The sequence below is a fragment of the Streptomyces sp. NPDC107498 genome (assembly GCF_055582805.1).
In genome coordinates this window covers 18,337-42,394 of record NZ_JBVJPE010000032.1, presented here as the reverse complement: position 1 = coordinate 42,394, position 24,058 = coordinate 18,337, and the positions used below count along the sequence as shown (strand labels likewise).

18 protein-coding genes are annotated in these 24,058 nt (G+C 72.7%); 14 read left to right on the top strand and 4 right to left on the bottom strand.

What is annotated here, in order from left to right:
* The first annotated feature begins 59 nt into the window (after positions 1-59).
* From ACZ66Z_RS34035 to ACZ66Z_RS34015, 5 genes are all read left to right on the top strand, one after another.
* On the top strand, positions 60-2,300 hold the full coding sequence (locus ACZ66Z_RS34035) for an MMPL family transporter (RefSeq protein WP_469939608.1): 2,241 nt from the start codon (positions 60-62) through the stop codon (positions 2,298-2,300).
* Complete coding sequence (locus tag ACZ66Z_RS34030) at positions 2,278-2,835, top strand: GNAT family N-acetyltransferase (RefSeq protein WP_469939607.1); 558 nt, start codon at positions 2,278-2,280, stop codon at positions 2,833-2,835. The genes ACZ66Z_RS34035 and ACZ66Z_RS34030 overlap by 23 nt, the downstream gene beginning before the upstream one ends.
* Positions 2,836-2,870: 35 nt before the next feature.
* Complete coding sequence (locus ACZ66Z_RS34025; protein WP_469939605.1) at positions 2,871-3,455, top strand: hypothetical protein; 585 nt, start codon at positions 2,871-2,873, stop codon at positions 3,453-3,455.
* Between the two features lie 181 nt (positions 3,456-3,636).
* Positions 3,637-3,834 (top strand): hypothetical protein, encoded by a 198-nt coding sequence (locus ACZ66Z_RS34020; RefSeq protein ID WP_469939603.1) that lies wholly within the window; start codon positions 3,637-3,639, stop codon positions 3,832-3,834.
* 7 nt (positions 3,835-3,841) lie between these two features.
* Complete coding sequence (locus ACZ66Z_RS34015) at positions 3,842-6,898, top strand: helix-turn-helix transcriptional regulator (RefSeq protein WP_469939602.1); 3,057 nt, start codon at positions 3,842-3,844, stop codon at positions 6,896-6,898.
* Here ACZ66Z_RS34015 and ACZ66Z_RS34010 read toward each other — a convergent pair.
* From ACZ66Z_RS34010 to ACZ66Z_RS34000, 3 genes are all read right to left on the bottom strand, one after another.
* Positions 6,782-7,105 (bottom strand): DUF6191 domain-containing protein, encoded by a 324-nt coding sequence (locus ACZ66Z_RS34010; RefSeq protein ID WP_469939632.1) that lies wholly within the window; start codon positions 7,103-7,105, stop codon positions 6,782-6,784. The genes ACZ66Z_RS34015 and ACZ66Z_RS34010 overlap by 117 nt on opposite strands.
* Positions 7,106-7,118: 13 nt before the next feature.
* Positions 7,119-8,243, bottom strand: coding sequence for a PQQ-dependent sugar dehydrogenase (locus ACZ66Z_RS34005; RefSeq protein ID WP_469939600.1), 1,125 nt, complete (start codon positions 8,241-8,243; stop codon positions 7,119-7,121).
* Positions 8,244-8,401: 158 nt separating this feature from the next.
* Complete coding sequence (locus ACZ66Z_RS34000; protein ID WP_469939598.1) at positions 8,402-9,397, bottom strand: aldo/keto reductase; 996 nt, start codon at positions 9,395-9,397, stop codon at positions 8,402-8,404.
* Between the two features lie 75 nt (positions 9,398-9,472).
* Here ACZ66Z_RS34000 and ACZ66Z_RS33995 point away from each other — a divergent pair, with 75 nt between their 5' ends.
* The 7 genes from ACZ66Z_RS33995 to ACZ66Z_RS33965 all read left to right on the top strand — a co-directional run bounded on the left by ACZ66Z_RS33995 (position 9,473) and on the right by ACZ66Z_RS33965 (position 20,011).
* Positions 9,473-10,468, top strand: a complete 996-nt coding sequence (locus ACZ66Z_RS33995; RefSeq protein WP_469939597.1) for a 2-hydroxyacid dehydrogenase — start codon at positions 9,473-9,475, stop codon at positions 10,466-10,468.
* Between the two features lie 458 nt (positions 10,469-10,926).
* Entirely contained in the window at positions 10,927-13,755 is a 2,829-nt protein-coding gene (locus ACZ66Z_RS33990; RefSeq protein ID WP_469939595.1) for a putative bifunctional diguanylate cyclase/phosphodiesterase, read from the top strand.
* Positions 13,756-13,983: 228 nt separating this feature from the next.
* Positions 13,984-15,834, top strand: a complete 1,851-nt coding sequence (locus tag ACZ66Z_RS33985; RefSeq protein WP_469939593.1) for an acetolactate synthase large subunit — start codon at positions 13,984-13,986, stop codon at positions 15,832-15,834.
* A gap of 31 nt (positions 15,835-15,865) precedes the next feature.
* Positions 15,866-16,393, top strand: coding sequence for an acetolactate synthase small subunit (ilvN, locus tag ACZ66Z_RS33980; protein ID WP_030222540.1), 528 nt, complete (start codon positions 15,866-15,868; stop codon positions 16,391-16,393).
* Positions 16,394-16,509: 116 nt separating this feature from the next.
* A complete protein-coding gene (ilvC, locus tag ACZ66Z_RS33975; RefSeq protein ID WP_383797005.1) occupies positions 16,510-17,511 on the top strand; it encodes a ketol-acid reductoisomerase in 1,002 nt (333 codons plus the stop codon).
* Positions 17,512-17,748: 237 nt separating this feature from the next.
* Positions 17,749-19,338, top strand: a complete 1,590-nt coding sequence (serA, locus tag ACZ66Z_RS33970; protein WP_469939591.1) for a phosphoglycerate dehydrogenase — start codon at positions 17,749-17,751, stop codon at positions 19,336-19,338.
* A 94-nt stretch (positions 19,339-19,432) separates the two neighbouring features.
* Positions 19,433-20,011 (top strand): TetR/AcrR family transcriptional regulator, encoded by a 579-nt coding sequence (locus ACZ66Z_RS33965; RefSeq protein ID WP_469939589.1) that lies wholly within the window; start codon positions 19,433-19,435, stop codon positions 20,009-20,011.
* Positions 20,012-20,050: 39 nt separating this feature from the next.
* On the opposite strand, the gene ACZ66Z_RS33960 is transcribed toward ACZ66Z_RS33965, so the two are convergent.
* A complete protein-coding gene (locus tag ACZ66Z_RS33960) occupies positions 20,051-21,163 on the bottom strand; it encodes a PucR family transcriptional regulator (RefSeq protein ID WP_469939588.1) in 1,113 nt (370 codons plus the stop codon).
* Between the two features lie 183 nt (positions 21,164-21,346).
* Here ACZ66Z_RS33960 and ACZ66Z_RS33955 point away from each other — a divergent pair, with 183 nt between their 5' ends.
* Both ACZ66Z_RS33955 and pruA read left to right on the top strand, forming a co-directional pair.
* Complete coding sequence (locus ACZ66Z_RS33955) at positions 21,347-22,273, top strand: proline dehydrogenase family protein (protein ID WP_469939587.1); 927 nt, start codon at positions 21,347-21,349, stop codon at positions 22,271-22,273.
* Positions 22,274-22,303: 30 nt separating this feature from the next.
* Complete coding sequence (gene pruA, locus ACZ66Z_RS33950) at positions 22,304-23,944, top strand: L-glutamate gamma-semialdehyde dehydrogenase (RefSeq protein WP_469939585.1); 1,641 nt, start codon at positions 22,304-22,306, stop codon at positions 23,942-23,944.
* Positions 23,945-24,058: the final 114 nt, after the last annotated feature.

Here is a 24,058-nt window from a genome sequence, read left to right as displayed (position 1 = left end):
ACGATCACGTTTGACTGCGACAGTGGGCGCGAGCACAGATCCAGTCAGGAGCACGTCCTTTGGCCGCAATCGCACGGTGGTGCCTTCGGCACCGTCTCGTCGTCGTTCTCCTCTGGCTCCTCGCCCTCGGCGGCACCGCCGCCGGCGCGACCCTCGCGGGCAGCGCGTACTCCAACGACTACGAGGCCCCCGGCACCGAGTCCGGCCGGGCCACCGCCCTCCTCGACCGGGGCTTCCACGGCCTCGGCGGCGACAGCGACACCATCGTCTGGCACACCGAACGCGGCAGCGTCCGCGCCGACGCCGTCGAGGAGCGCGTGACCGGGATGCTCGACGAGGTCGCCGACCTCCCCGGCATCGCCGCCGTCACCGACCCGTACGACGACAACCCGGGACAGATCAGCGAGGACGGACACACCGCCTACGCCACCGTCGTCTTCGACGCGCAGTCCGACGACATCCCCGAGGCCCAGGCCCGGGCCCTCGTCGACACCGCCGGAGCCGCCGCGACCGACGACCTCCAGGTCGAGCTCGGCGGCAGCGCCGTCGCCCTCACCGAGGCCCCCGGCGGACACGTCGCCGAGATCGTCGGCGTCGCCGTCGCGGCCGTCGTCCTCTTCCTCGCCTTCGGCTCGCTCGCCGCCTCCGCGCTCCCGATAGCGACCGCGCTCGTCAGCGTCGGCATCGCGTACTCCGGGATCGTGCTCCTCGGCCATCTGATGACCGTCGCCGACTTCGCCCCCATGCTCGGCATGCTCGTCGGCCTCGGCGTCGGCATCGACTACGCCCTCTTCATCGTCACCCGGCACCGCAGGGGCCTCAAACGCGGCCTCTCCGTCACCGAGGCCGCCGAGACCGCCGTCGCCACCACCGGCCGCGCCGTCGTCTTCGCCGGAGCCACCGTCTGCATCGCCCTGCTCGGCATGCTCATCCTGCGGCTCGGCTTCCTCAACGGCGTCGCCATCGCCGCCTCGCTCACCGTGCTCCTCACGGTCGCCGCCTCCGTCACCCTGCTGCCCGCGCTGCTCTCGTTCATCGGCACGCGGGCGCTGTCCCGGCGCGAACGCCGGACGCTCGCCGAGCGCGGCCCGCAGCCCGAGCTGCCCACCGGCTTCGCCGCCCGCTGGTCCGCCTTCGTCGAGCGCCACCCCAAGCTCCTCGGCGCGGTCGCCGTCCTCGTCATGGGCGTCCTGGCGCTGCCGACCCTCTCGCTCCACCTCGGCACCTCCGACCAGGGCAACGGCCCGGCCACCGCCACCACCCGCAAGGCGTACGACCTGCTCGCCGACGGCTTCGGGCCGGGCGTCAACGGACCCCTCACCCTCGTCGCCGGCCTCGACGGCGCCGACGACCGGGTCGCCCTCGACCGGCTGCCGGCCGTGCTCACCGCCACCAAGGGCGTCGCCTCCGCCTCCCCGGTCACGTACAACAGCGCGGGCGACACCGCCGTCCTCACCGTGGTCCCCGACTCCTCGCCGCAGTCCAAGGCGACCAGCGAGCTCGTCGACCGGCTCCGCGACGACGTCCTCCCGACCGCCGGGGCGGGCACCTCCCTCGACGTGCACGTGGGCGGCGTCACCGCCTCGTACGACGACTTCGCCGAGATCATCGTCGGCAAGCTGCCGCTCTTCGTCGGCGTGGTCATCGCGCTCGGCTGCCTGCTGCTCCTGCTCGCCTTCCGGTCCCTCGGCATCCCGCTCAAGGCCGCCGTCATGAACGTCGCCGCCGTCGCCGGCGCCTTCGGCATCGTCGTCGCGATCTTCCAGTGGGGCTGGGGGACCGAGCTGCTCGGCCTCGGCAGCGCCGGACCGATCGAGCCCTTCCTCCCCGTGATCATGGTCTCGGTCCTCTTCGGGCTCTCCATGGACTACCAGGTCTTCCTGGTCAGCCGGATGTACGAGGAGTGGCTGGAGACCGGCGACAACCGGCGGGCGGTGCGGGTCGGCCTCGCCGAGACCAGCCGCGTGATCAACTCCGCCGCCGTCATCATGATCTCCGTCTTCCTGGCCTTCGTCCTCTCCGGCGACCGGGTCATCGCGATGTTCGGCATCGCGCTCGCGGCGGCCGTCGCCCTCGACGCCTTCGTCCTGCGCACCCTCCTCGTCCCCGCCCTCATGCACCTGCTCGGCGGCGCGAACTGGTGGCTGCCGAAGCGGCTCGACCGGCTGCTGCCCCGGATCAGCATCGAACCCCCCGAGTGCCGCGAGGCCGCCGACACGCGTGCGAAGATCCCCGTACAACGCGTGACGGCTCCGGCCGCGGAGGAGAGGAACGACGATGTTCGCGACATCGCTGGGTGACGACGGCGCCGAACTCGGCCCCCTGGAGCCCTGGCAGGCCCAGGAGTTCCTCGCCCACATGGACCGGGGCCGGGAGTTCGTCGGGCAGCACATCGGCCTCCCCGACGTCGTCGCGGACCTCGACTCCGCCCGGGCCTACCTCACCTCGTACGCCGAGAAGGCCGCGAACGACACCGGGCGCCTCTACGGCATCCGGAGCGGGGGCACCCTCGTCGGCGGCGTCCTCTTCCGGACCTTCGACGCCGCGAACGGGACCGCCGAGGCGGGCTGCTGGCTGGAGCCCTCCGCCGCCGGGAAGGGCCTGGTCACCCGGGCCTGCCGGGTCATCATCGACTGGGCGATCGAGGAGCGCGGCATCCACCGCGTCGAATGGCTCGCCTCCACGAAGAACCTCCCGAGCATCGCCGTCGCCCGCCGCCTCGGCATGACGAGGGAGGGCGTGCTGCGGGAGAACTACCTGTACCGCGGCTCCCGCACGGACACGGAGGTCTGGGCCGTCCTCGCCCCCGAGTGGCGCGCGGCGAGGGCGTCTTAAGCCCCCTCTCATGTCGGCCCCCTAGCGTGCGCCGCATGGACACCAAGACGACCGGGAAGACCGCGGCGACCGAGCCCGACGGGACCGAGGAGACAGTGGCGGGTGCCGGGGACGCCGGGGCCGATCCCGCGGTCGCCGAGGGCGACGCCCCCGACCCGCTCGGCGAGCGGGACGGCGAGGGGCGGGACGACGAGGGGCGGGACGGCGACGAGCCGGACGACGAGGAGGCGGCCTCCCCGGAGGCCACCGGCGTCGGCGCCGGTGCCGCGGCCGTGGTCTCCGCCGTCCTCGCCGCCGTCGCCCTCACCGGCACCTGGACCGGCAAGGTCGTCGCCGAGCGCGAGACGCTCATCGGGCAGATCAAGACCTCCGGCGGCGGCACCCCGGCTCAGCAGATCAACGAGATCTACGGCGACGCCTGGCACAGCACCGCGCTGGTGAACGGCGTCTTCGCCCTCCTCGCGCTGATCGTCGCCGTCCTCGTGCTCACCCTGCCCCGGCGCCCCGCACGGGTCCGCGCCGTCGCCGTCGCGGGCGCCGTCCTGGGCGGCCTCGGGCTGCTCCTGTCGATCGGCACCTACTTCGACCTGTTCCTGAGCCTCCCGACCACCGGTTCCTGAGCCCCCGGGGGCGCCGCCTAAGGCCCCCCTGGGACCCTCCTAAGGCCCCCCTGGGACCCTCCTAAGGACCCCCGCACCCCGAACATGCGGCACTCGCCCGATGTGGCGGCACCCCCTGGGAAACGAAAGTAGAGGCATCGCGAACGAGCGACACCGAAACCGAGAGACCCGGGAGCACCCGATGTTCGAGTACGAACTCCAGCGCATGAACCACGCCGAGCTCATCCGCGAGGCCGCCGCCCAGCGACTCGGCCACGAGGCCGCCGTGGCCGCCGGTGCCCGCCGGGGCCTGCGCCTCTTCGGCCACCGGATCGGGGGCCACGACACGGAGGGTCAGGTGAGCGACGGCGGTCGCGGTCGCTTCGTCCGGGCCGCGTGACCCCCGTATGAGCGACGGCAAGGAAGCCTGTGCGATGCTCGGCGCCGTGGAGACCAGGTCAGTCAGCCCCGTCTTCGTCGGCCGCGCCGGCGAACTCACCGCCCTCACCGAGGCGCTCTCCCGCGCGACCGCGGGAGAGCCCCAGGCCCTGCTCGTCGGCGGCGAGGCGGGCGTCGGCAAGACCCGGCTCATCGAGGAGTTCCTCGACACGGCCCGGGACCGGGGCGCCGTCACGGCGCTCGGCGGTTGCGTCGAACTCGGCGCCGACGGACTGCCCTTCGCGCCCTTCGCCGCCGCCCTGCGCACGCTCCGCCGCCGCCTCCCCGACGAACTCGCCGCCGCCGCCGACGGCCACGAGGGCGAACTCGCCCGCCTGCTGCCCGAACTGGGCGACCCCGGCGGCCACGAGCCCTCCGACGAGGACTCCACCGCCCGGCTCTTCGAACTGACCGTGCGCCTCCTGGAACGGCTCGCCGCCGACCGCACGGTCGTGCTCGTCCTGGAGGACCTGCACTGGGCCGACGCCTCCACCCGGCACCTGCTCACCTACCTCCTGCGCACCCTGCGCCGCGGCCGGATCGTGGTCGTCGCCAGCTACCGAGCCGACGACATCCACCGCCGCCACCCGCTGCGCCCCCTCCTCGCCGAACTCGACCGGCTCCGCACCATCCGCCGCATCGAGCTCTCCCGCTTCACCCGCACCGAGGTGCACCGCCAGCTCACCGGCATCCTCGCCGCCGAACCCGACCCCGGACTCGTCGAAGAGGTCTTCGAACGCTCCGACGGCAACGCCTTCTTCGTCGAGGAGCTCGTCGTCTCCCACGAGGCCGGCTGCGCCGTCGGCCAGCTCAGCGACTCCCTGCGCGACCTCCTGCTCGTCCGGGTCGAGACGCTCCCCGAAGCCGCCCAGCGCGTCGCCAGGATCGTCGCCGAGGGCGGCTCCACCGTCGAGTACGGACTGCTCGCCGCCGTCGCCCGGCTTCCCGAGGACGAACTGATCGAGGCGCTGCGGGCCGCCGTCGGCGCCAACATCCTGCTCGCCGTCCCCGACGGCGACGGCTACCGCTTCCGCCACTCCCTCGTCCGCGAGGCCGTCAGCGACGACCTGCTGCCCGGTGAGCGCTCCCGCCTCAACCGGCGCTACGCCGAGGCCCTGGAGGCCGACCCCGGACTCGTCCGCCCGCACGAGCGGACCACCCGGCTCGCCACGTACTGGTACCACGCGCACGCCCCGGAGAAGGCGCTGCCCGTCGTCCTCCGGGCCTCCGCGGAGACCCGGAAGCGCCACGCGTACGCCGAGCAGCTCAGCCTCCTGGAGCGGGCCATGGAGCTGTGGGACGAGGTGCCCGCCGGGACGCGCGAGTCCCTGCGCCCCATCGACTACGCCGACGCGTACCCCGCCTGCGGCTGCGACCCCGAGGCCACCTCGCTGCGCTACCTCGACCTGCTCGCCGAGGCCGCCGTCGCCGCCCGGCTCAGCGGAGAGCGGGAGCGGGCCGTGAAGATCTGCCGGACGGCGCTCCGGATCCTCGACGACGTCGACGACGACCCCCTGCGCGCCGCCTGGTTCTGGACGGAGATGGCCCGCCTCCAGTCCAACCTCGGCCGGGGCGACGGCTGGCCGGAGATCGCCCGCGCCCAGGAACTGGTCAAGGGCCTCCCGCCGTCCGCCGTCCACGCCACCGTCCTGGTCGGCGCGGCCGGCTGGGGCATGCTCCGCAACCCCGGCCCCGAGGCGCTCGCCGCCGCCGAACGCGCCGTCGAGTACGCGCGGTTCGTCAAGGCCGAGCCGATCGAGCTGAACGCCCGGATCACCCTCGGCACCATCCTCGTGTCGGCCGGGGACGCCGAGGGCGGCCTCGCCACGATGCGCGAGGCACGCGAACGGACCGTCGCCCTCGGCCAGTTCCACGAGGCCACCCGCGCCCACATCAACCTCTCCTCCTCCCTGGAGGCCCTCGGCCGCTCCGCCGAGGCCGTGGAGACCGCCGTGGCCGGCATCGAACTGGCCCGCTCCCGCGGACTCGTCGACAGCGCGGGCTGGATCCGCGCCAACCTCGCCGAGTCGCTCCTCTCGCTCGGCGAGTGGGACCGGAGCAAGGAGGAGGCCGAGCTGCTGCTCCGCTCCGGCGCGAGCAGCACCAAGCCGGGCGGCACGGCCCTGCTCCAGCTCGCCCACCTCGCCGTCTTCCGCGGCGAACCGGCCAGGGCCGCCGAGCACCTCGCCGAGGCCCGCACCCGCTACGGCACCCGTGACCCGATCCCGCAGTACACCCTGCCCATGGCCCAGGTCGCGATCGCCGTCGCGGCCGCCGAGGGACGCCTCGCGGACGTACGGGAGCAGCTCGCCGTCATCGCGGAGACCGGCTTCCCGCCCGGCACCCACCGCTACGGCTGGCCGCTCGTCCTCACCGCCGTCACCGCCGAGGCCGACAGCCGGGGGCTGCCCGCCGCCGAGGAGGGCCGCGCCGAGGCGCTCGCCCTGGTCCGCCGCTGCGCCCGCGGGCTCGCCGCCCCGGTGCCGGTCTGGCAGGCCTGGTCCCGGCAGGTCTCCGAGGAGCTCGCCCGCGCCGAGGGCCGCGAGACCGCCGCCCGCTGGGCCGAGGTCGTCGCCGCCCACGAGCCCCTCGGGCGCCCCTACGAGCTGGCCCGCGCCCGCCGGCGCCTCGCCGACGCCCTGCTCGCCGAGGGCGGCCGGCGCGAGGAGGCCGCGGCCCTGCTCCGCGAGGCCCACGCCACCGCCGTCCGCCTCGGCGCCCGGCCGCTGCGCGAGGACGTGGAACTCCTCGCCGCCCGCGCCCGCCTCTCCCTCGCTCCGGAGGAACGGGCCACGGCCCCGGCGGAGCCCGGGGACGACGGCTTCGGGCTGACGCCCCGGGAGCAGGACGTGCTGCGACTGGTCGCGGCCGGCCGCACCAACCGCCAGATCGCCGAGGAGCTGTTCATCTCACCGAAGACGGCCAGCGTCCACGTCTCCAACATCCTCGCCAAGCTCGGCGTCGCCGGCCGCGGCGAGGCCGCCGCCCTCGCCCACCGCCTGCACCTCCTCGACGCGCCCCTCTGACCCGGCACCGGAAGCCGCGCCCCCCGCCGCGCCGGAGACCTCCGGCGGGCGGGGGAGCCGTATCGTCACCCGGCCCGAGGCCAGGTCCACCGGCCCGCGCCCGGGGTCCGCGTCCCCCGGGTCCTCCCTGGTCAGGGCCTCCCTGCGGCGCTCCTCCTCGGTGTGCCTGCGCGCGGGCGCGAAGAACTCGTCCAGTCCGCTGAACACGGTCACCGCCTCCTCACCTCACCTCCAGGCGGAGGATCCGGTCGTCCCCGGGCCCGGGCGTCCCCCGGGTGTCGGTCTCGCTGGTCACCAGCCAGAGCCGGTCGCCGCCCGCCGCGAGGACCGTCCGCAGGCGCCCGTGCTCTCCCCTCAGGAACGCCTCGGGCTCCCCGGATCGTTCCGCCCCGGAGAGCGGGATCCGCCACAGCCGCTCGCCCCTGAGCCCGGCCATCCAGATCGCGCCCCGCGCGTACGCGATCCCGCTCGGGGACGCCTCCGAGGTCGGCCACTGGGCCACCGGGTCCACGAACCCGGCCCGGCCGGCCCGCCCCTCGACCACCGGCCAGCCGTAGTTCCGCCCCGGCCGCACCAGGTTCAGCTCGTCCCAGGTGTTCTGCCCGAACTCGGCCGCCCACAGCCGGCCCTCCGGATCCCAGGCGAGACCCTGCACGTTCCGGTGGCCGTACGAGTAGACCACCGAGCCGGGGAAGGGATTGCCCGGCGCCGGCCGGCCCTCCGGCGTCATCCGCAGGATCTTCCCGCCCGGCGACGACCGGTCCTGGGCCAGGCCGGTCCGGCCCGTCTCGCCCGTCCCCGCGTACAGCATCCCGTCCGGCCCGAACGCGATCCGCCCGCCGTTGTGCACCTGCCCCTTCGGGATGCCGGTGAGCACCGGCTCCGGCGGGCCGAGCCGGTCGCCCGCCCCGCCTCCGTACCGCATGCGCACGACGCGGTTGTCCGAAGCGGCCGTCAGGTACGCGTACACCCAGCCGTCCCGGACCGCGAGCCCCAGGAGCCCGCCCTCACCGCCCGGCACCACCCCGGGCACCTCGCCGAGCGGGGTCTTCGCGCCGGTCCGTCCGTCGACCCGGGTGATCGTCCGCTCGTCCCGCGAGGAGACGAGCAGGTCCCCGCCGGGCAGCGCCGCGAGCCCCCAGGGCGACTTCAGTCCCTCGGTGAGCGTGCCCGCCACGGCCACCCGGCCGGCGGCGGACGGCGAGGGGGAGGCGGCGGCCGACGAGGAGGCGGAGGCCGGCGGGGCCGTGCGCGGGCCCTGCCCGGTGCCTCCCGAGGAGCAGCCGGTCACCAGCACGAGCACGGCGGCGCCCCACAGGGCCTTCTGCACGACAGGACGGCGCATGGCCGGTCCCCCTTCGACGAGTCGAGCGGTGTCCCACCTCCCTTGATACACCGCCCGCCCCGCTCGGGTGCCCGATCGCCGGGTCCGCCCTCCCGGGGACTCCGCGCCCTCCGGTCCCGGGAGCGCCCTCCGGTCCCGGGAGCGCGCCCCTCGGTCGGTCAGTCCCAGGAGCCGCGCGGGGCGGGCAGCGCCGCGATCTCCGCCAGGTCCCGCGCCGTCAGCCGCAGCGCGGCCGCCCGGGCGTTCTCCACCACCCACCGCTCCCGCTTCGCCCCCGGCACCGGCACGACGTGCCGGTCGAGGCCCAGCACCCACGCGAGCGCCACCTGCGCCGGGGTGACCTCGGCGCCGTGCCGCGCGGCCACCCGGCGCAGCCCCGCCACGATGGGCTGGTTCGCCGCCATCATCTCGGCCGTGAACCGGGGGTGCCGGGCCCGCGGGTCGTCCGGCTCGAAGCCGCCGCCCGGGGTCAGCGTCCCGGTCAGGAAGCCGTTTCCCAGCGGCATCGCCGCCAGGAGGCCGACCCCGCGCGCCGCGCACCAGGGCAGGAGCCGCACCAGTGCCTCCTGCGACCACACCGACAGCTCCGCCTCCACCGCCGCGACCGGGAAGACCTGCTGGATCCGCTCCAGTTGGCGGATCGTTCCCTCGTGCAGATCGGCTCCGCGCCGGACCGCCCGCGCCCCCACGGCGCAGAGGCCGAGGGCCCGCACCTTGCCCGCCGACACCAGCTCGGCCATGGCGCCCCAGGTCTCCTCGACCGGCACCTCGGGGTCCGCCCGGTGCAGCTGGTAGAGGTCGATCACATCGGTCTGGAGCCGTCGCAGCGAGGCGTCGCAGGCCCGGCGCACGTACCCCGGCCTGCCGTTGGCGACCACGTGCTGGTCGCCGACGAGCAGTCCGCACTTCGTCGAGACGAAGGCCTCGGAGCGCCGCTCCTTCAACGCCCGCCCCACGAGGAGCTCGTTGGTGAACGGGCCGTACATGTCGGCGGTGTCGAGCAGGCTCACCCCGGCGTCGAGCGCCGCGTGCACGGTCCGCAGCGAGCGGTCCCCCCGCTGTTCCGAACGGCTGTACGCCCAGTTCATCGGCATGCACCCCAGGCCGATCGCACCCACGTCGAGCGCCGTCGCCCCGATAGTCCTGCGCTCCACCTGCCGGTACCCCTCCCTGTGCCGTCCCCCAAAGTAACCAATGGCGCGCCGGATTCTTCGCATAGCCTCCCGGTCATGAGATTCGAAGACACGACCGCTGACGTGTGGCTTCCCCTTCCGGCGGACGAGATCGAGGGGCTCCCGTCGCCGGACGGTTCGGGCCTGAACTACCGCTTCTGGGACGGCGGTCCCGAGTTCCCCGCCGACCCGGCGCGCTGCGTGTTCTACGTCGTCCCGTACATGAAGGGCTCGGAGATCGCCGTCCGGCCGCTGGCCGGGATGACCTCCCTCCGGGTCGTGCAGACCCTGTCCGCCGGCATCGACCATGTCACCCCGGGCATCGACTCGCTGCGGCCCGGGGTCGCCCTCTGCAACGCGAAGGGCGTCCACGAGGCCAGCACCGCCGAGCTGACGCTCGCCCTGGTCCTCGCCTCGCTGCGGGGCATCCCGGGATTCGTGCGCGGCCAGGACGCCGAGGAGTGGCGCGCGGGCTTCTACCCGGCGCTCGCCGACAAGTCCGTCCTGATCGTCGGGTACGGATCGATCGGCGCCGCCATCGAGGACCGGCTCGCGCCCTTCGAGTGCGCGCGGGTGGCGCGCGTCGCACGCTCCGCGCGCACCACAGAGCGCGGCCCGGTGCACGCCCTGACGGACCTGCCGGCGCTGCTGCCGGAGGCGGACGTGGTCGTGCTCTCGACTCCGCTCACGCCCGCGACCACGCGTCTCGCCGACGCCGGGTTCCTGGGCCGGATGAAGGACGGGGCGCTCCTCGTGAACGTCGCCCGGGGCCCGGTCGTGGACACGAACGCGCTGCTCAAGGAGGTCGAGAGCGGCAGGCTAACGGCGGCGCTCGACGTCACCGACCCCGAACCGCTGCCGGCCGGGCACCCTTTGTGGCACGCTCCCGGTGTCCTGATCAGTCCCCATGTGGGGGGTTCCACTTCGGCCTTCATGCCGAGGGCGAAGCGGCTGATCGCGGGACAGCTGCGGAGGTTCGCGGCGGGCGAGGAACTGGCCAACGTCCTCCTCACCACCGGCTGGCCGGGAGGGGGCGTTCGGCCGGGCGGGTGACGTGCGCCCCCGACACGCGCCGTGCACGAGCCTCCCGGCCGTCACGCAGAGTACTGCGACCCTGTCCCTGAGTGACGGTCCTGGTGTATCGTCCCGTGGCGGGGGACTGCGTCGAGAACGGGCTGACGCTGGGGAGCGAAGTGACGGGTCATCAGATTCCGAGGGGGGCGACGGGTGAAGCACGGCCGGAGGACCGACGATCCGACGCGGCGACGCCGCCGACGGCAGACCTTCCACGCCTCGCCGGAGGCCTCGCCTCCTCGGTGCCGGGCCAGGCGCCGCCGCGCCGGGGGCCACGCGCCGCCGCGCCGCGGGACACCGGGCGGGACCCGCGCGACCGCGACGCCCACGACCACGGCGTCCACGACCACGACGGGCACGCCCCCGGGGGTGCCGATGAACCGGCGGCGCGCCCGCACGACGCGGCCGGGTGCGGCGGCGCGGCACCGGAGGATCCGGTGAGCGCGCCCGGGGCGGTCCTCACGCGCCGCCCCGCCGGCGGCTCCGGCCATCCGGACCCCGAGCGCCCCCGCCTCGGCGGGGCCGCCGCACAGATCACCCTCGGACTCGTCTGCGCGGGCTACACCACCGGCGCCACCCTCGGCTGGGGCTCCCCCGGACTGGCGCTCTTCATGGGGGACTTCGGACTCAGCGCCGCCGCTTTCGCCGCCGCCGTCTCCTGCTTCCTCTACGGGCGCGCGCACCACGACGGCGCCCGCCCTGCCTGGCTGCTCTTCGCCTTCTCCTCCTTCATGGCGGCCGCGGGAAACGCCGTGTGGGGCTGGTACGAGGTGGTGCTCCGCACCGACGTGCCGGACTCCTCCGCCGCCGACCTCTTCTTCCTGCTCTTCGCGCCGCCCGCCATCGTGGGTCTCCTCGTCCTCGCCAAGAAGCCCGTCACCCGGGCCGGCTGGGTGTGCCTGGGGCTCGACGCCTGGCTCATCGGCGGCTCCCTGCTCACGCTCTCCTGGAGCCTCGCCCTCGCCCGCACCGCGCACATCGAGGGCGAGTCCGTCGCCCAGGTCGCGCTGTCGCTCGCGTACCCCCTGCTCGACATCGTGCTCGTCAGCATGGTCCTCGTCCTGCACTTCCGGCGCTCCCAGGCGAACCGCTCCGCGACGAACACCGCGATCGCCGCGCTCGCCCTGACCGTGCTGTGCGACGCCCTGTTCACCTCGCCGCTGCTCCGCGAGAGCTACGCCTCCGGCCAGCTCCTCGACGCCGGATGGTTCGCCGGCTCGCTGCTGCTCGCCTACGCGCCCTGGGGCGTGCGCCGCCCGCCGGACGGCGCGGCCACCGCGCGCGGCCCGTGGCTCCACAGCCGCCCGCTCGCCGGCTCGCTCGCCGCCCTCACCCCGTACCTCGCCGCGGCGGTCTGCACCCTCGGCATCCTCTACAACGTCGTCGAGGGGCGCCGGGTCGACCGCGTCGTCGTCCTCACCGGCTGCGCGGTCGTCCTCGCCCTCGTCGTGCGACAGGGCATCATGCTCCTCGACAACATCGCCCTCACCCACGAACTGGCCCAGAAGGAGAACCACTTCAGGTCGCTCGTGCAGGGCTCCAGCGACGTCATCATGATCGCCGCGCCCACCGGGACGCTCCGCTACGTCAGCCCGGCGGCCTCCGGTGTGTACGGACGCGACGCCGACGAGCTCATCGGCTCCGAACTGGCCTCCCTCATCCACCCCGAGGACCTCGGCGCCGTCGTCCACGAGGTGCGGCGCTTCCTGGCCGTCTCGCCGGCCGAGGAGCCCACCACCCGGATCGAGTGCCGCTTCCGCTCGGGCCGCGGCGACTGGCTCAACGTCGAGTCGACCGTCAACCGGCACCAGGGCGGCCTGATCTTCAACAGCCGGGACGTCACCGAACGCGTCCGCCTCCAGGCCCAGTTGCAGCACAACGCCGAGCACGACCCGCTCACCGACCTGCCCAACCGGGCGCTGTTCACCCGCCGGGTCCGGCAGGCGCTCGGCGGCCGCCGCTCCTCCGACCACGGCACCGCCGTGCTCTTCATCGACCTCGACGGCTTCAAGGCGGTCAACGACCGCCTCGGCCACCAGGCGGGGGACGACCTCCTCGTCCAGGCCGCCCGCCGCCTCCACGACTCCGTACGGGCCGGGGACACCGCCGCCCGGCTCGGCGGCGACGAGTTCGCCGCCCTCATCCTCGGCGACGGCGGCCGCGACCGGACGGCCCGCCGCCACCAGGTCCAGGAGATCGCCGACCGGCTCCGGCTCACCCTCTCCCAGCCCTACCGCCTCGACGGGGGCAACGAGGTGCGGGTCGCCGCCTCCATCGGCGTCGCCTTCGCCGAGCCCGGCGTCGAGGCCGGCGACCTGCTGCGCAACGCCGACCTGGCCATGTACCGGGCCAAGGCCGCGGGCAAGGACCGCGTCGAGCTCTACGCCCCGCAGATGCAGGCCGAGGTGGTCCGGCGGACCGAGCTGGCCGCCCGGCTGCGCACCGCCCTCCACGACGGCGAGTTCGCCCTGCTCCACCAGCCGGTCGTCGACCTCGCCACCGGCCGGATCTCCGCCGTCAGCGCCCAGCCGCGCTGGCGCTCCAGCCAGGGCATCCTCTTCACCACGGCCGAGTACCTCCGCGTCACCGACGACGGCGAGCGCACCGCCGAGCTCGGCCGCTGGCTCCTGGAGGAGGCCGTGGAGCAGGCCGCCGAGCGGGCGGGAATCGGCCACCGTACGCCCGTCTCCATCCGGCTCTCCGCCCGGCGGCTCCTGGACCGCTCGCTGCCGCTCGGCTCGGTCGAGTCCCTGCTCACCCGGCACGGCCTGCCGTCCGGCTCGCTGATCGTCGAGCTCGCCGACAGCGGCCCCCGGACCTCGCTCGACGAGCTGGAACAGCGCCTGATCGCGTTGCGCCGGCTCGGGGTGCGGATCGCGCTCGACGGCTTCGGCAGCGGACACGTGGCGATCAACGCCCTGCGCAGGCTCCCCGTGGACCTACTGAAGCTGGACCGGGGCCTCGTCGAAGGCGTGGTCGAGTCGGCCCGGCTCCGCAAGATCACGCGCGGGGTGCTGCGCATCGCCGACGAGCTCGGCATGCAGACCGTGGCCGAGGGCGTCGACGTCCCGGAGCAGGTCGTCGCCCTGCGCGCGATGGGTTGCACCCACGCCCAGGGCATGGCCTTCTCGGGCCCGCTCGACGAGTACCGCCTGCGCAGGGCCCTCGTGCGGGACGAGTACCCGCTGCCCGGAGCGGTCCCCGTCCCCGTCGGAAACCGTCCCCCGATCGGACCACATACTGAGACGCCTGTCCCACCCACTTGACAGTGGCGAGGGCGGAGAGGGAGGGTCAGTGCCATGCGCACCCGAATTCTCGTACTTGGAAAGCGCGTCGGCTGAGGCAGGACCCCCGCAGGTCCCGCCGAGAACGCACCCGACGCGCTCCCCTCGCTTGCCTCACGGCACGAGGGGTTTTTTGTTGCACCGGCTCCTCCCAAAAACGCAGCAAAACCCCGCAAAACACCTCGCAAAAACCCTCTGCCTCGAGAAGAGATGCTGATGACCGAGCAGGCCAACGGGCACCATCCGCAGCCGCGGCCCCGTAACGGCGCGCAGCCCGCCACCACCGTCGAGCACGTCACGGGTGCGCAGTCCCTCATCCGTTCTCTCGAGGAAGTGGGCGCCGACACCGTCTTCGGCATCCCCGGCGGCGCGATCCTCCCCGCCTACGACCCGATGATGGACTCGCAGCGGGTGCGTCACATCCTCGTCCGCCACGAGCAGGGGGCGGGCCACGCCGCCACCGGTTACGCCCAGGCCACCGGCAAGGTCGGCGTCTGCATGGCGACCTCCGGCCCCGGCGCGACCAACCTGGTCACCCCGATCGCCGACGCCCACATGGACTCGGTCCCGCTCGTCGCGATCACCGGCCAGGTCGCCTCGAAGGCGATCGGCACGGACGCCTTCCAGGAGGCGGACATCTGCGGCATCACGATGCCGATCACCAAGCACAACTTCCTCGTCACCAAGGCCGAGGACATCCCGCGGACGATCGCCGAGGCCTTCCACATCGCCTCCACCGGCCGCCCGGGCCCGGTCCTGGTCGACATCGCCAAGGACGCCCTGCAGGCGAAGACCACCTTCAGCTGGCCGCCGCACACCGACCTGCCCGGCTACCGCCCGGTGACCAAGCCGCACGCCAAGCAGATCCGCGAGGCCGCCAAGCTGATCAGCGCCGCCAAGCGACCCGTCCTGTACGTCGGCGGCGGCGTCATCAAGGCCGGCGCCACCGCCGAGCTGAAGATCCTCGCCGAGCTCACCGGCGCCCCGGTCACCACCACCCTGATGGCGCTCGGCGCCTTCCCCGACAGTCACCCGCTGCACGTCGGCATGCCCGGCATGCACGGAGCCGTCACCGCCGTCACCGCGCTCCAGAAGGCCGACCTGATCGTCGCCCTCGGCGCCCGCTTCGACGACCGCGTCACCGGCAAGCTCGACAGCTTCGCTCCGTACGCCAAGATCGTCCACGCGGACATCGACCCGGCCGAGATCGGCAAGAACCGCGCCGCCGACGTCCCGATCGTCGGTGACGCCCGCGAGGTCATCGCCGACCTGGTCCAGGCCGTCCAGGCCGAGCACAGCGAGGGCAACAAGGGCGACTACACCGCCTGGTGGAGCGACCTGAGCCGCTGGCGCGAGACCTACCCGCTCGGCTACGACCTGCCGGAGGACGGCAGCCTCTCGCCGCAGCAGGTCATCCAGCGCATCGGCCGGCTCGCCCCGGAGGGCACGATCTTCGCCGCGGGCGTCGGCCAGCACCAGATGTGGGCCGCCCACTTCATCGACTACGAGCAGCCCGCCACCTGGCTGAACTCCGGCGGCGCCGGGACCATGGGATACGCGGTCCCCGCCGCGATGGGCGCCAAGGCCGGCATGCCGGACCGCACGGTGTGGGCGGTCGACGGCGACGGCTGCTTCCAGATGACCAACCAGGAGCTCACCACCTGCGCCCTGAACAACATCCCGATCAAGGTCGCCATCATCAACAACGGCGCCCTGGGCATGGTCCGGCAGTGGCAGACGCTGTTCTACAACCAGCGCTACTCCAACACCGTCCTGCACTCCGGCCCGGACGACGTCCAGGCGAACAAGGGCACCCGCGTCCCCGACTTCGTCAAGCTCTCCGAGGCCATGGGCTGTGTCGCCCTGCGCTGTGAGGACCCGGCCGACCTGGACAAGGTCATCGCCGAGGCCAATGCCATCAACGACCGCCCGGTCGTGATCGACTTCATCGTCCACGAGGACGCCCAGGTCTGGCCGATGGTCGCCGCCGGCACCTCCAACGACGAGGTCATGGCCGCGCGGGGCGTCCGCCCCGACTTCGGCGACGGCGAAGACGACTGAGCGCGCAGAGCGAAAAGGAAGAGACCCAGACATGTCCACCAAGCACACGCTCTCCGTTCTCGTCGAGAACACGCCCGGCATCCTCGCCCGGATCGCCGCCCTGTTCTCCCGCCGCGGCTTCAACATCGACTCGCTCGCCGTGGGCGTCACCGAGCACCCCGACATCTCCCGCATCACCATCGTGGTCAACGTCGAGGACCTGCCCCTGGAGCAGGTGACCAAGCAGCTCAACAAGCTGGTCAACGTCCTGAAGATCGTCGAACTCGAGCCCAGCGCCGCGATCCAGCGCGAGCTCGTCCTGGTGAAGGTCCGCGCCGACAACGAGACCCGTTCCCAGATCGTCGAGATCGTGCAGCTGTTCCGCGCCAAGACCGTGGACGTCTCGCCCGAGGCGGTCACCATCGAGGCCACCGGTTCGAGTGACAAGCTCGACGCCATGCTCAAGATGCTGGAGCAGTTCGGCGTCAAGGAGCTCGTGCAGTCCGGCACGATCGCCATAGGGCGTGGCGCCCGGTCCATCACGGACCGGTCCCTGCGGGCCCTCGACCGCAGCGCCTGAGTCGTCGGAGGCCGACCGCCGGTCCGTCCGGCGGTCCGACTGACGAGACCCGAAAACCTTCCTCCCGCTCCCCGCCGTACGGTGGGACGCAACACCAGCACATCAAGGAGAATCCAGTGGCCGAGCTGTTCTACGACGACGACGCCGACCTGTCCATCATCCAGGGCCGCAAGGTCGCGGTGATCGGTTACGGCAGCCAGGGCCACGCCCACGCGCTGTCGCTCCGTGACTCCGGTGTCGACGTCCGCGTCGGTCTGCAGGAGGGCTCGAAGTCCAAGGCCAAGGCCGAGGAGCAGGGCCTGCGGGTCGTCTCCGTCGCCCAGGCGGCGGAAGAGGCCGACCTCATCATGATCCTGACCCCGGACCCGATCCAGGCGCAGGTCTACGAGGAGTCCATCAAGGACCACCTGAAGGAGGGCGACGCGCTCTTCTTCGGTCACGGCCTGAACGTCCGCTACGGCTTCATCAAGGTGCCCGAGGGCATCGACGTCGCCCTGGTCGCCCCGAAGGGCCCGGGTCACCTGGTGCGCCGTCAGTACGAGGAGGGCCGCGGCGTCCCGTGCATCGCGGCCGTCGAGCAGGACGCCACCGGCAAGGCCTTCGACCTGGCGCTCTCGTACGCCAAGGGCATCGGCGGCACCCGCGCCGGCGTCATCAAGACGACCTTCACCGAGGAGACCGAGACCGACCTGTTCGGTGAGCAGGCCGTCCTCTGCGGTGGCACCGCGGCCCTGGTCAAGGCGGGCTTCGAGACCCTGACCGAGGCCGGCTACCAGCCGGAGATCGCCTACTTCGAGTGCCTGCACGAGCTGAAGCTCATCGTCGACCTCATGTACGAGGGCGGCCTGGAGAAGATGCGCTGGTCGGTCTCCGAGACCGCCGAGTGGGGCGACTACGTCACCGGCCCGCGGATCATCACCGACGCCACCAAGGCCGAGATGAAGAAGGTCCTCGCGGAGATCCAGGACGGCACCTTCGCCAAGGAGTGGATGGCCGAGTACCACGGCGGTCTGAAGAAGTACAACGAGTACAAGACCCAGGACGCCAACCACCTCCTGGAGACCACCGGCAAGGAGCTGCGCAAGCTCATGAGCTGGGTGAACGACGAGGAGGCGTAAGCCTTCAGGGGTGGGGCCGGACGGCGTGTCCGGCCCCTCGCCACATCGTTGGACACCCCGTCCAACCACGGACGGGTGATCCTTCCAACGAGGCGCATGAACGGCGCCCGGGCAGCACTAGACTGCTCAACAACATACGCGTCAGGCCCACAGCGTCGTGCGCTTTCACGCGGCAAGCCCCCTCCACCGCCTGCGGCCGTCGGGACGGCCGTCCGCACTGGACCTGTGAGGACTCACGTGAGCTCGAAACCTGTCGTACTCATCGCTGAAGAGCTGTCGCCCGCCACCGTCGACGCCCTGGGCCCGGACTTCGAGATCCGGCACTGCAACGGCGCCGACCGCGCCGAGCTGATCCCCGCCATCGCCGATGTGGACGCGATCCTGGTCCGCTCCGCGACCAAGGTCGACGCCGAGGCCATCGCCGCCGCCGGAAAGCTGCGGGTCGTCGCCCGCGCCGGCGTCGGACTGGACAACGTCGACGTCTCCGCCGCCACCAAGGCCGGCGTGATGGTCGTGAACGCCCCGACGTCGAACATCGTGACCGCGGCCGAGCTCGCGTGCGGCCTGCTCGTCGCCACCGCGCGCAACATCCCGCAGGCCAACACCGCGCTCAAGAACGGCGAGTGGAAGCGTTCGAAGTACACGGGCGTCGAGCTGAGCGAGAAGACCCTCGGCGTCGTCGGCCTCGGCCGCATCGGCGTCCTGGTCGCCCAGCGCATGTCCGCCTTCGGCATGAAGATCGTCGCGTACGACCCCTACGTGCAGCCGGCCCGCGCCGCCCAGATGGGGGTGAAGCTGCTGGCCCTGGACGAGCTCCTGGAGGTCGCCGACTTCATCACCGTCCACCTGCCGAAGACCCCGGAGACCATCGGTCTCATCGGCGACGAGGCGCTGCACAAGGTCAAGCCCTCCGTCCGCATCGTCAACGCCGCGCGCGGCGGGATCGTGGACGAGGCCGCGCTGTACTCGGCGATCAAGGAGGGCCGGGTCGCCGGCGCGGGCCTCGACGTGTACGCGAAGGAGCCCTGCACGGACTCCCCGCTCTTCGAGCTCGACCAGGTCGTCTGCACCCCGCACCTCGGCGCCTCCACGGACGAGGCCCAGGAGAAGGCCGGCATCGCGGTCGCCAGGTCGGTGCGCCTGGCGCTCGCGGGCGAGCTGGTCCCGGACGCGGTCAACGTCCAGGGCGGCGTCATCGCGGAGGACGTGAAGCCGGGTCTGCCGCTCGCCGAGAAGCTCGGCCGGATCTTCACCGCGCTCGCGGGCGAGGTCGCGGCGCGTCTCGACGTCGAGGTCTACGGCGAGATCACCCAGCACGACGTGAAGGTGCTCGAACTCTCCGCGCTCAAGGGCGTGTTCGAGGACGTGGTCGACGAGACCGTGTCGTACGTCAACGCCCCGCTGTTCGCGCAGGAGCGCGGTGTCGAGGTGCGTCTGACCACCAGCTCCGAGTCGCCCGACCACCGCAACATGGTCACCGTGCGCGGCACGCTCTCCGACGGCCAGGAGGTCTCGGTCTCCGGCACGCTCGCGGGTCCGAAGCACCTGCAGAAGATCGTCGCGGTCGGCGACTACGACGTGGACCTCGCGCTCGCGGACCACATGGTCGTGCTGCGCTACGAGGACCGTCCGGGCGTCGTCGGCACGGTCGGCCGGATCCTCGGCGAGGCCGGTCTGAACATCGCCGGCATGCAGGTCTCCCGCGCGGAGGAGGGCGGCGAGGCGCTCGTCGTGCTCACCGTCGACGACACGCTGCCGGCGCCGGTGCTCGCGGAGATCGCGGAGGAGATCGGCGCGACCTCGGCCCGCTCGGTCAACCTGATCTGACGCACGCTCCGTGCCCGTTCTGGCGCACGCCCCCGTGCCCGGTGGATAGACGAACGTCTTAGACGGATGTCTACCCGCCGGGTACAGTGCTGTCATGGGACACAAGGAAGACCTCCTCGAAGGCGCCAAGCGCTGCCTCCTGGAGAAGGGGTACGGACGCACCACCGCGCGCGACGTCGTCGCCGCCTCGGGCACCAACCTCGCCTCCATCGGCTACCACTACGGCTCCAAGGACGCCCTGCTCCAGCAGGCCTTCCTGAGCCTCACCGAGGAGTGGGGCGAGCGGGTCGCCGTCCCGGACGGGCCGCAGGAGGCCGAGCGCCCTCCGGCCGATCCGTACGAGCGCTTCCGCGCGATGTGGGCGCAGCTCATCGGCGCCGCCGAGGCCAGCCGCCCGGTCTGGAAGCTCCAGACCGAGGTCGTCACCCGCCTCGACGACGACGAGAAGCTGCGCGAGGCGATCAAGGAGCCGCAGCGGGAGGGCCGGCTCGGCATCGCCGAGGGCATGCTCGGCCTCGACCCGGAGGCGGACCCGGAGAAGGCCCGGGTGGCCGGACTGCTGCTCCAGGCCCTGGCGACCGGCGTCATGATCCAGTGGATGGTCGACCCGGAGACGGCCCCCAGCGCCGACGACCTCACCGAGGGGCTCAAGGTCCTGATGGAGGGCCGGTAGGGGCCCGGGGCCGGCCCCGGCGCCGGGCCGCCGCGTCGTTCAGAGCCGGGCGGACTTCAGGGACATGTGCAGCAGGAGGCGGTCCTCGCCGTTGTCCAGGTCCAGGCCCGTGAGCTGTTCGACCCGGGACAGCCGGTAGTAGAGGGTCTGGCGGTGGATGCCCAGGGCCGCCGCCGTGCGGCCCGCCTGGCCCGCGTTGTCGAGGAACACCTCGGCCGTGCGGGCCAGTTCGGCGTGGGCGGGGGTGATCAGCGGTGCGACGACGGGGTCGACCTCCGGGTGGTACAGCGCCGCCAGCAGGCGGTACGGGCCGATCCCGGCCCACTCCGCGACCGGGCCGAGCGTCGGTTGGGCCGTGGCGGCGCGGGCCGCCGTGTTGGCTTCGCGCCAGGCCGCCGGGAGCTCCGCGAGGCCCCGGCGGGGGGTGGCGATGCCGGCGGGGGCGCCGGCGCGCAGCCGGTCGGCGGCCGTGCGGGCGGGGGAGGGGTCCTCGGCCGTGCGCAGCCGCACGAGGACGGCGAGGGACTCGCCCTCGGGGAGCACGGCGACCGCCGCCGCGCCGGGGACCGCCCGGATCGACGGGGCCTCGCCCTGCCAGGGGGTCACGCAGACGACGGTGTGCAGGCCGTCCGCGCCGGGCCCCAGGGCCGTCCTGAGCGCCGCGACGGCCATGTCGCTCTGCCAGCCGCGTCCGGCGGTCAGGGCCGCGGCGAACTCGCGCGAGAGGTCGGCGTCCGCGCGCTCCTCGTCGGCGAGGAGCGCGCCGATCCGGGTGGCGACCTCCATCGAGGCCGTGAGCTGGGCGGGCGTGGGACCGGGCTCGGCGTCCAGCAGCCAGACGTACCCGAGGACGACCCCCCGATGGCGTACGGGCAGGCAGAGGCGGTCCCGGAACACCCCGGCGTCCGGAGCGGCCGGGATGCGGACCGGGCCCGTCGCCCGGGTGATGCCGAAGCCCTCGAACCAGGCGCGGACCGCCGGGGTCGACTTCCGGGTCAGGATCGACCGCGTCCGGACGGGGTCCATCGCGCTGTCGTCGTCGCTGTCGTGGGCACCGAAGGCGATCAGACCGAAATCGCGGTTCTCCAGCGTCGCCGGTGCGCCCAGCAGCGCGGAGATCTCGTCCACCAGGTCTTGGTAATCGCCCTTCACGGCGCCATTCTCGCACCCGCTCAGACATATGTATGAGATGCCGTGCACGGATGCGTGACAGCTGTAGATGGCGGACGATCGGAGCGGTCCATAGGTTTCACGGTGGTTCTTCGTGCTGTTCCCGGTTCTTTGCAAAAGAGCGGGTAAGGCACCCTTCGTCACCCCGTCCTTCTGGAGGTCCCCGTGCTGGGTCCCGTGATCCTCGCCGCGTCGCGCAGCGACAAGATGCGCCGTCTCGTTTCGGCCGCCCCCGGGACCAAGCAGGTCGTCGCCCGCTTCATCGCCGGCGAGACGGTCGACGACGTCGTGCCGATCGTCTCCGAGCTGAGCGACCGCGGCCTGGAGGTCACCCTCGACGTCGTCGGCGAGGACATCACCACCGTCGAGCAGTCGTACGCCGCCCGGGACGCCTACCTGGAGCTCATCGGCCGCCTCAAGGAGCTGGGCCTCGGCGCCCGCGCCGAGATGTCGGTGAAGCTGTCGATGTTCGGCCAGTCCCTGGAGAACGGGCACGAGCTGGCCCTCGCGAACGTCCGCCCGGTCGTCGCGGCCGCCGCCGAGATCGGCACCACCGTCACCCTGGACGCCGAGGACCACACCACCCTCGACTCGATGTTCGCCATCCACGAGGAGCTGCGGAAGGACTTCCCGCAGACCGGGTGCGTCATCCAGGCCTACCTCTTCCGCACCGAGGACGACGCCCGCCGCCTCGCCGCGAACGGCTCCCGCGTCCGGATCGTGAAGGGCGCCTACAAGGAGCCCGCCTCCGTCGCCGTCCAGGACAAGCCCGAGATCGACAAGGCGTACGTCCGGATCATGAAGATCCTGATGGACGGCGAGGGCTACCCGATGATCGGCTCGCACGACCCGCGCCTGATCTCCATCGGCCAGGAGCTGGCCCGCCGCGCCGGGCGCAAGCTGGACGAGTACGAGTTCCAGATGCTGTACGGCATCCGCAGCGAGGAGCAGAACCGGCTCGCCGCCGAGGGCCACCGCATGCGCGTCTACACCGCGTACGGCACCGACTGGTACGGCTACTTCATGCGCCGCCTCGCGGAGAAGCCGGCCAACCTCCTCTTCTTCGTCCGCTCCATCCTCACCAAGGGCTGAGCCCACCTCTCACAAGGAGTATCGAGACTCATGGACGCTGTCACCCAGGTCCCCGCTCCGGTCAACGAGCCGGTGCACAGCTACGCCCCCGGTTCCCCCGAGCGACTCCGCCTGGAGACCAAGCTCAAGGAGCTGGCCGAGAACCCGCGCGAGCTGCCGATGACCATCGGCGGCGTGAAGCGCCTCGGTGGCGGCGAGGAGTTCAAGGTCGTCCAGCCGCACAACCACAAGGCCGTCATCGGCACCTTCCGCGGCGCCACCGAGCAGGACGCCCAGGACGCCATCGACGCGGCCCTGGCCGCCGCCCCGGCCTGGCGCGCGATGTCCTTCGACGACCGCGCCGCGATCATCCTGCGCGCCGCCGAGCTGCTCGCCGGCCCGTGGCGCGAGACGCTGGCCGCGTCGACCATGCTCGGCCAGTCCAAGACCGCCCAGCAGGCCGAGATCGACACCCCGTGCGAGCTCGTCGACTTCTGGCGCTTCAACGTGGCGTACGCCCGCCAGATCCTCGCCGAGCAGCCGCCGGCGAACTCCCCGGGCGTGTGGAACCGTCTGGACCACCGCCCGCTGGAGGGCTTCGTCTACGCGATCACGCCCTTCAACTTCACCGCCATCGCGGGCAACCTGCCCACCGCCCCCGCCCTCATGGGCAACGTGGTGGTCTGGAAGCCGTCCCCGACGCAGACCCACTCCGCCGTGCTCCTCATGGAGCTCCTGGAGGAGGCCGGCCTGCCGAAGGGCGTCATCAACCTGGTGACCGGCGACGGCATCGCCGTCTCCGAGGTGGCCCTGAACCACCGCGACCTGGCCGGCATCCACTTCACCGGCTCGACCAAGACCTTCCAGCACCTGTGGAAGACGGTCGGCAACAACATCGAGAAGTACCGCTCGTACCCGCGGATCGTCGGCGAGACCGGCGGCAAGGACTTCGTCGTCGCCCACCCCAGCGCCGACCGCGCCGTCCTGAAGACCGCGCTGACCCGTGGCTCCTTCGAGTTCCAGGGCCAGAAGTGCTCCGCGTCCTCCCGCGCCTACGTCCCGGCGTCGATCTGGAACGACGGCTTCAAGGAGGAGTTCGCGGCCGAGGTCGACGGCATCGCCATGGGTGACGTCACCGACCTGTCGAACTTCATCGGCGCCGTCATCGACGAGCGCTCGTTCGCCAAGAACAAGGCCGCCATCGACCGTGCCGCGGCCGACCCGAGCTGCACGATCATCGCCGGTGGCACCTACGACGACTCGGTGGGCTACTTCGTCCGCCCGACCGTCATCGTCTGCGACGACCCGGAGAACGAGGTCTTCAAGGCCGAGTACTTCGGCCCGATCCTCGCGATCCACGTGTACGACGACAGCTCGGCCGACGCGTACGACGCGATGCTGACCCAGATGGAGTCGGTCTCCGACTACGCCCTCACCGGCTCGGTCATCTCCGGCGACCGCGCGGCCGCCGCGTACACGATGGAGAAGCTCCGCTTCGCCGCGGGCAACTTCTACATCAACGACAAGTCGACCGGCGCCGTCGTCGGCCAGCAGCCCTTCGGCGGCGGCCGCGCCTCCGGCACCAACGACAAGGCCGGTGCCCCGCAGAACCTGATGCGCTGGACGCTGACCCGTGCCATCAAGGAGACGCTGGTCCCGCCGACCGAGTACGGCTACCCGCACATGGGCTGACGCCCCCGCCTCCCAGAGGCCCCTCGATCACCGCCCCCCTCCTGGACCCCCAAACCAGGACGGGGGCGGTTCTCGTGCGGGGGGCTTACGCTGCTGGGAGGGGGCTCGGTGAGG

Coding starts and splice junctions, on each gene's coding strand:
- ACZ66Z_RS34030 (WP_469939607.1), top strand. CDS start 2,278: ATGTTCGCGACATCGCTGGGTGACGACGGCGCCGAACTCGGCCCCCTG.
- ACZ66Z_RS34025 (WP_469939605.1), top strand. CDS start 2,871: ATGGACACCAAGACGACCGGGAAGACCGCGGCGACCGAGCCCGACGGG.
- ACZ66Z_RS34020 (WP_469939603.1), top strand. CDS start 3,637: ATGTTCGAGTACGAACTCCAGCGCATGAACCACGCCGAGCTCATCCGC.
- ACZ66Z_RS34015 (WP_469939602.1), top strand. CDS start 3,842: ATGAGCGACGGCAAGGAAGCCTGTGCGATGCTCGGCGCCGTGGAGACC.
- ACZ66Z_RS34005 (WP_469939600.1), bottom strand. CDS start 8,243: ATGCGCCGTCCTGTCGTGCAGAAGGCCCTGTGGGGCGCCGCCGTGCTC.
- ACZ66Z_RS33995 (WP_469939597.1), top strand. CDS start 9,473: ATGAGATTCGAAGACACGACCGCTGACGTGTGGCTTCCCCTTCCGGCG.
- ACZ66Z_RS33985 (WP_469939593.1), top strand. CDS start 13,984: ATGCTGATGACCGAGCAGGCCAACGGGCACCATCCGCAGCCGCGGCCC.
- ilvN (WP_030222540.1), top strand. CDS start 15,866: ATGTCCACCAAGCACACGCTCTCCGTTCTCGTCGAGAACACGCCCGGC.
- ACZ66Z_RS33965 (WP_469939589.1), top strand. CDS start 19,433: ATGGGACACAAGGAAGACCTCCTCGAAGGCGCCAAGCGCTGCCTCCTG.
- pruA (WP_469939585.1), top strand. CDS start 22,304: ATGGACGCTGTCACCCAGGTCCCCGCTCCGGTCAACGAGCCGGTGCAC.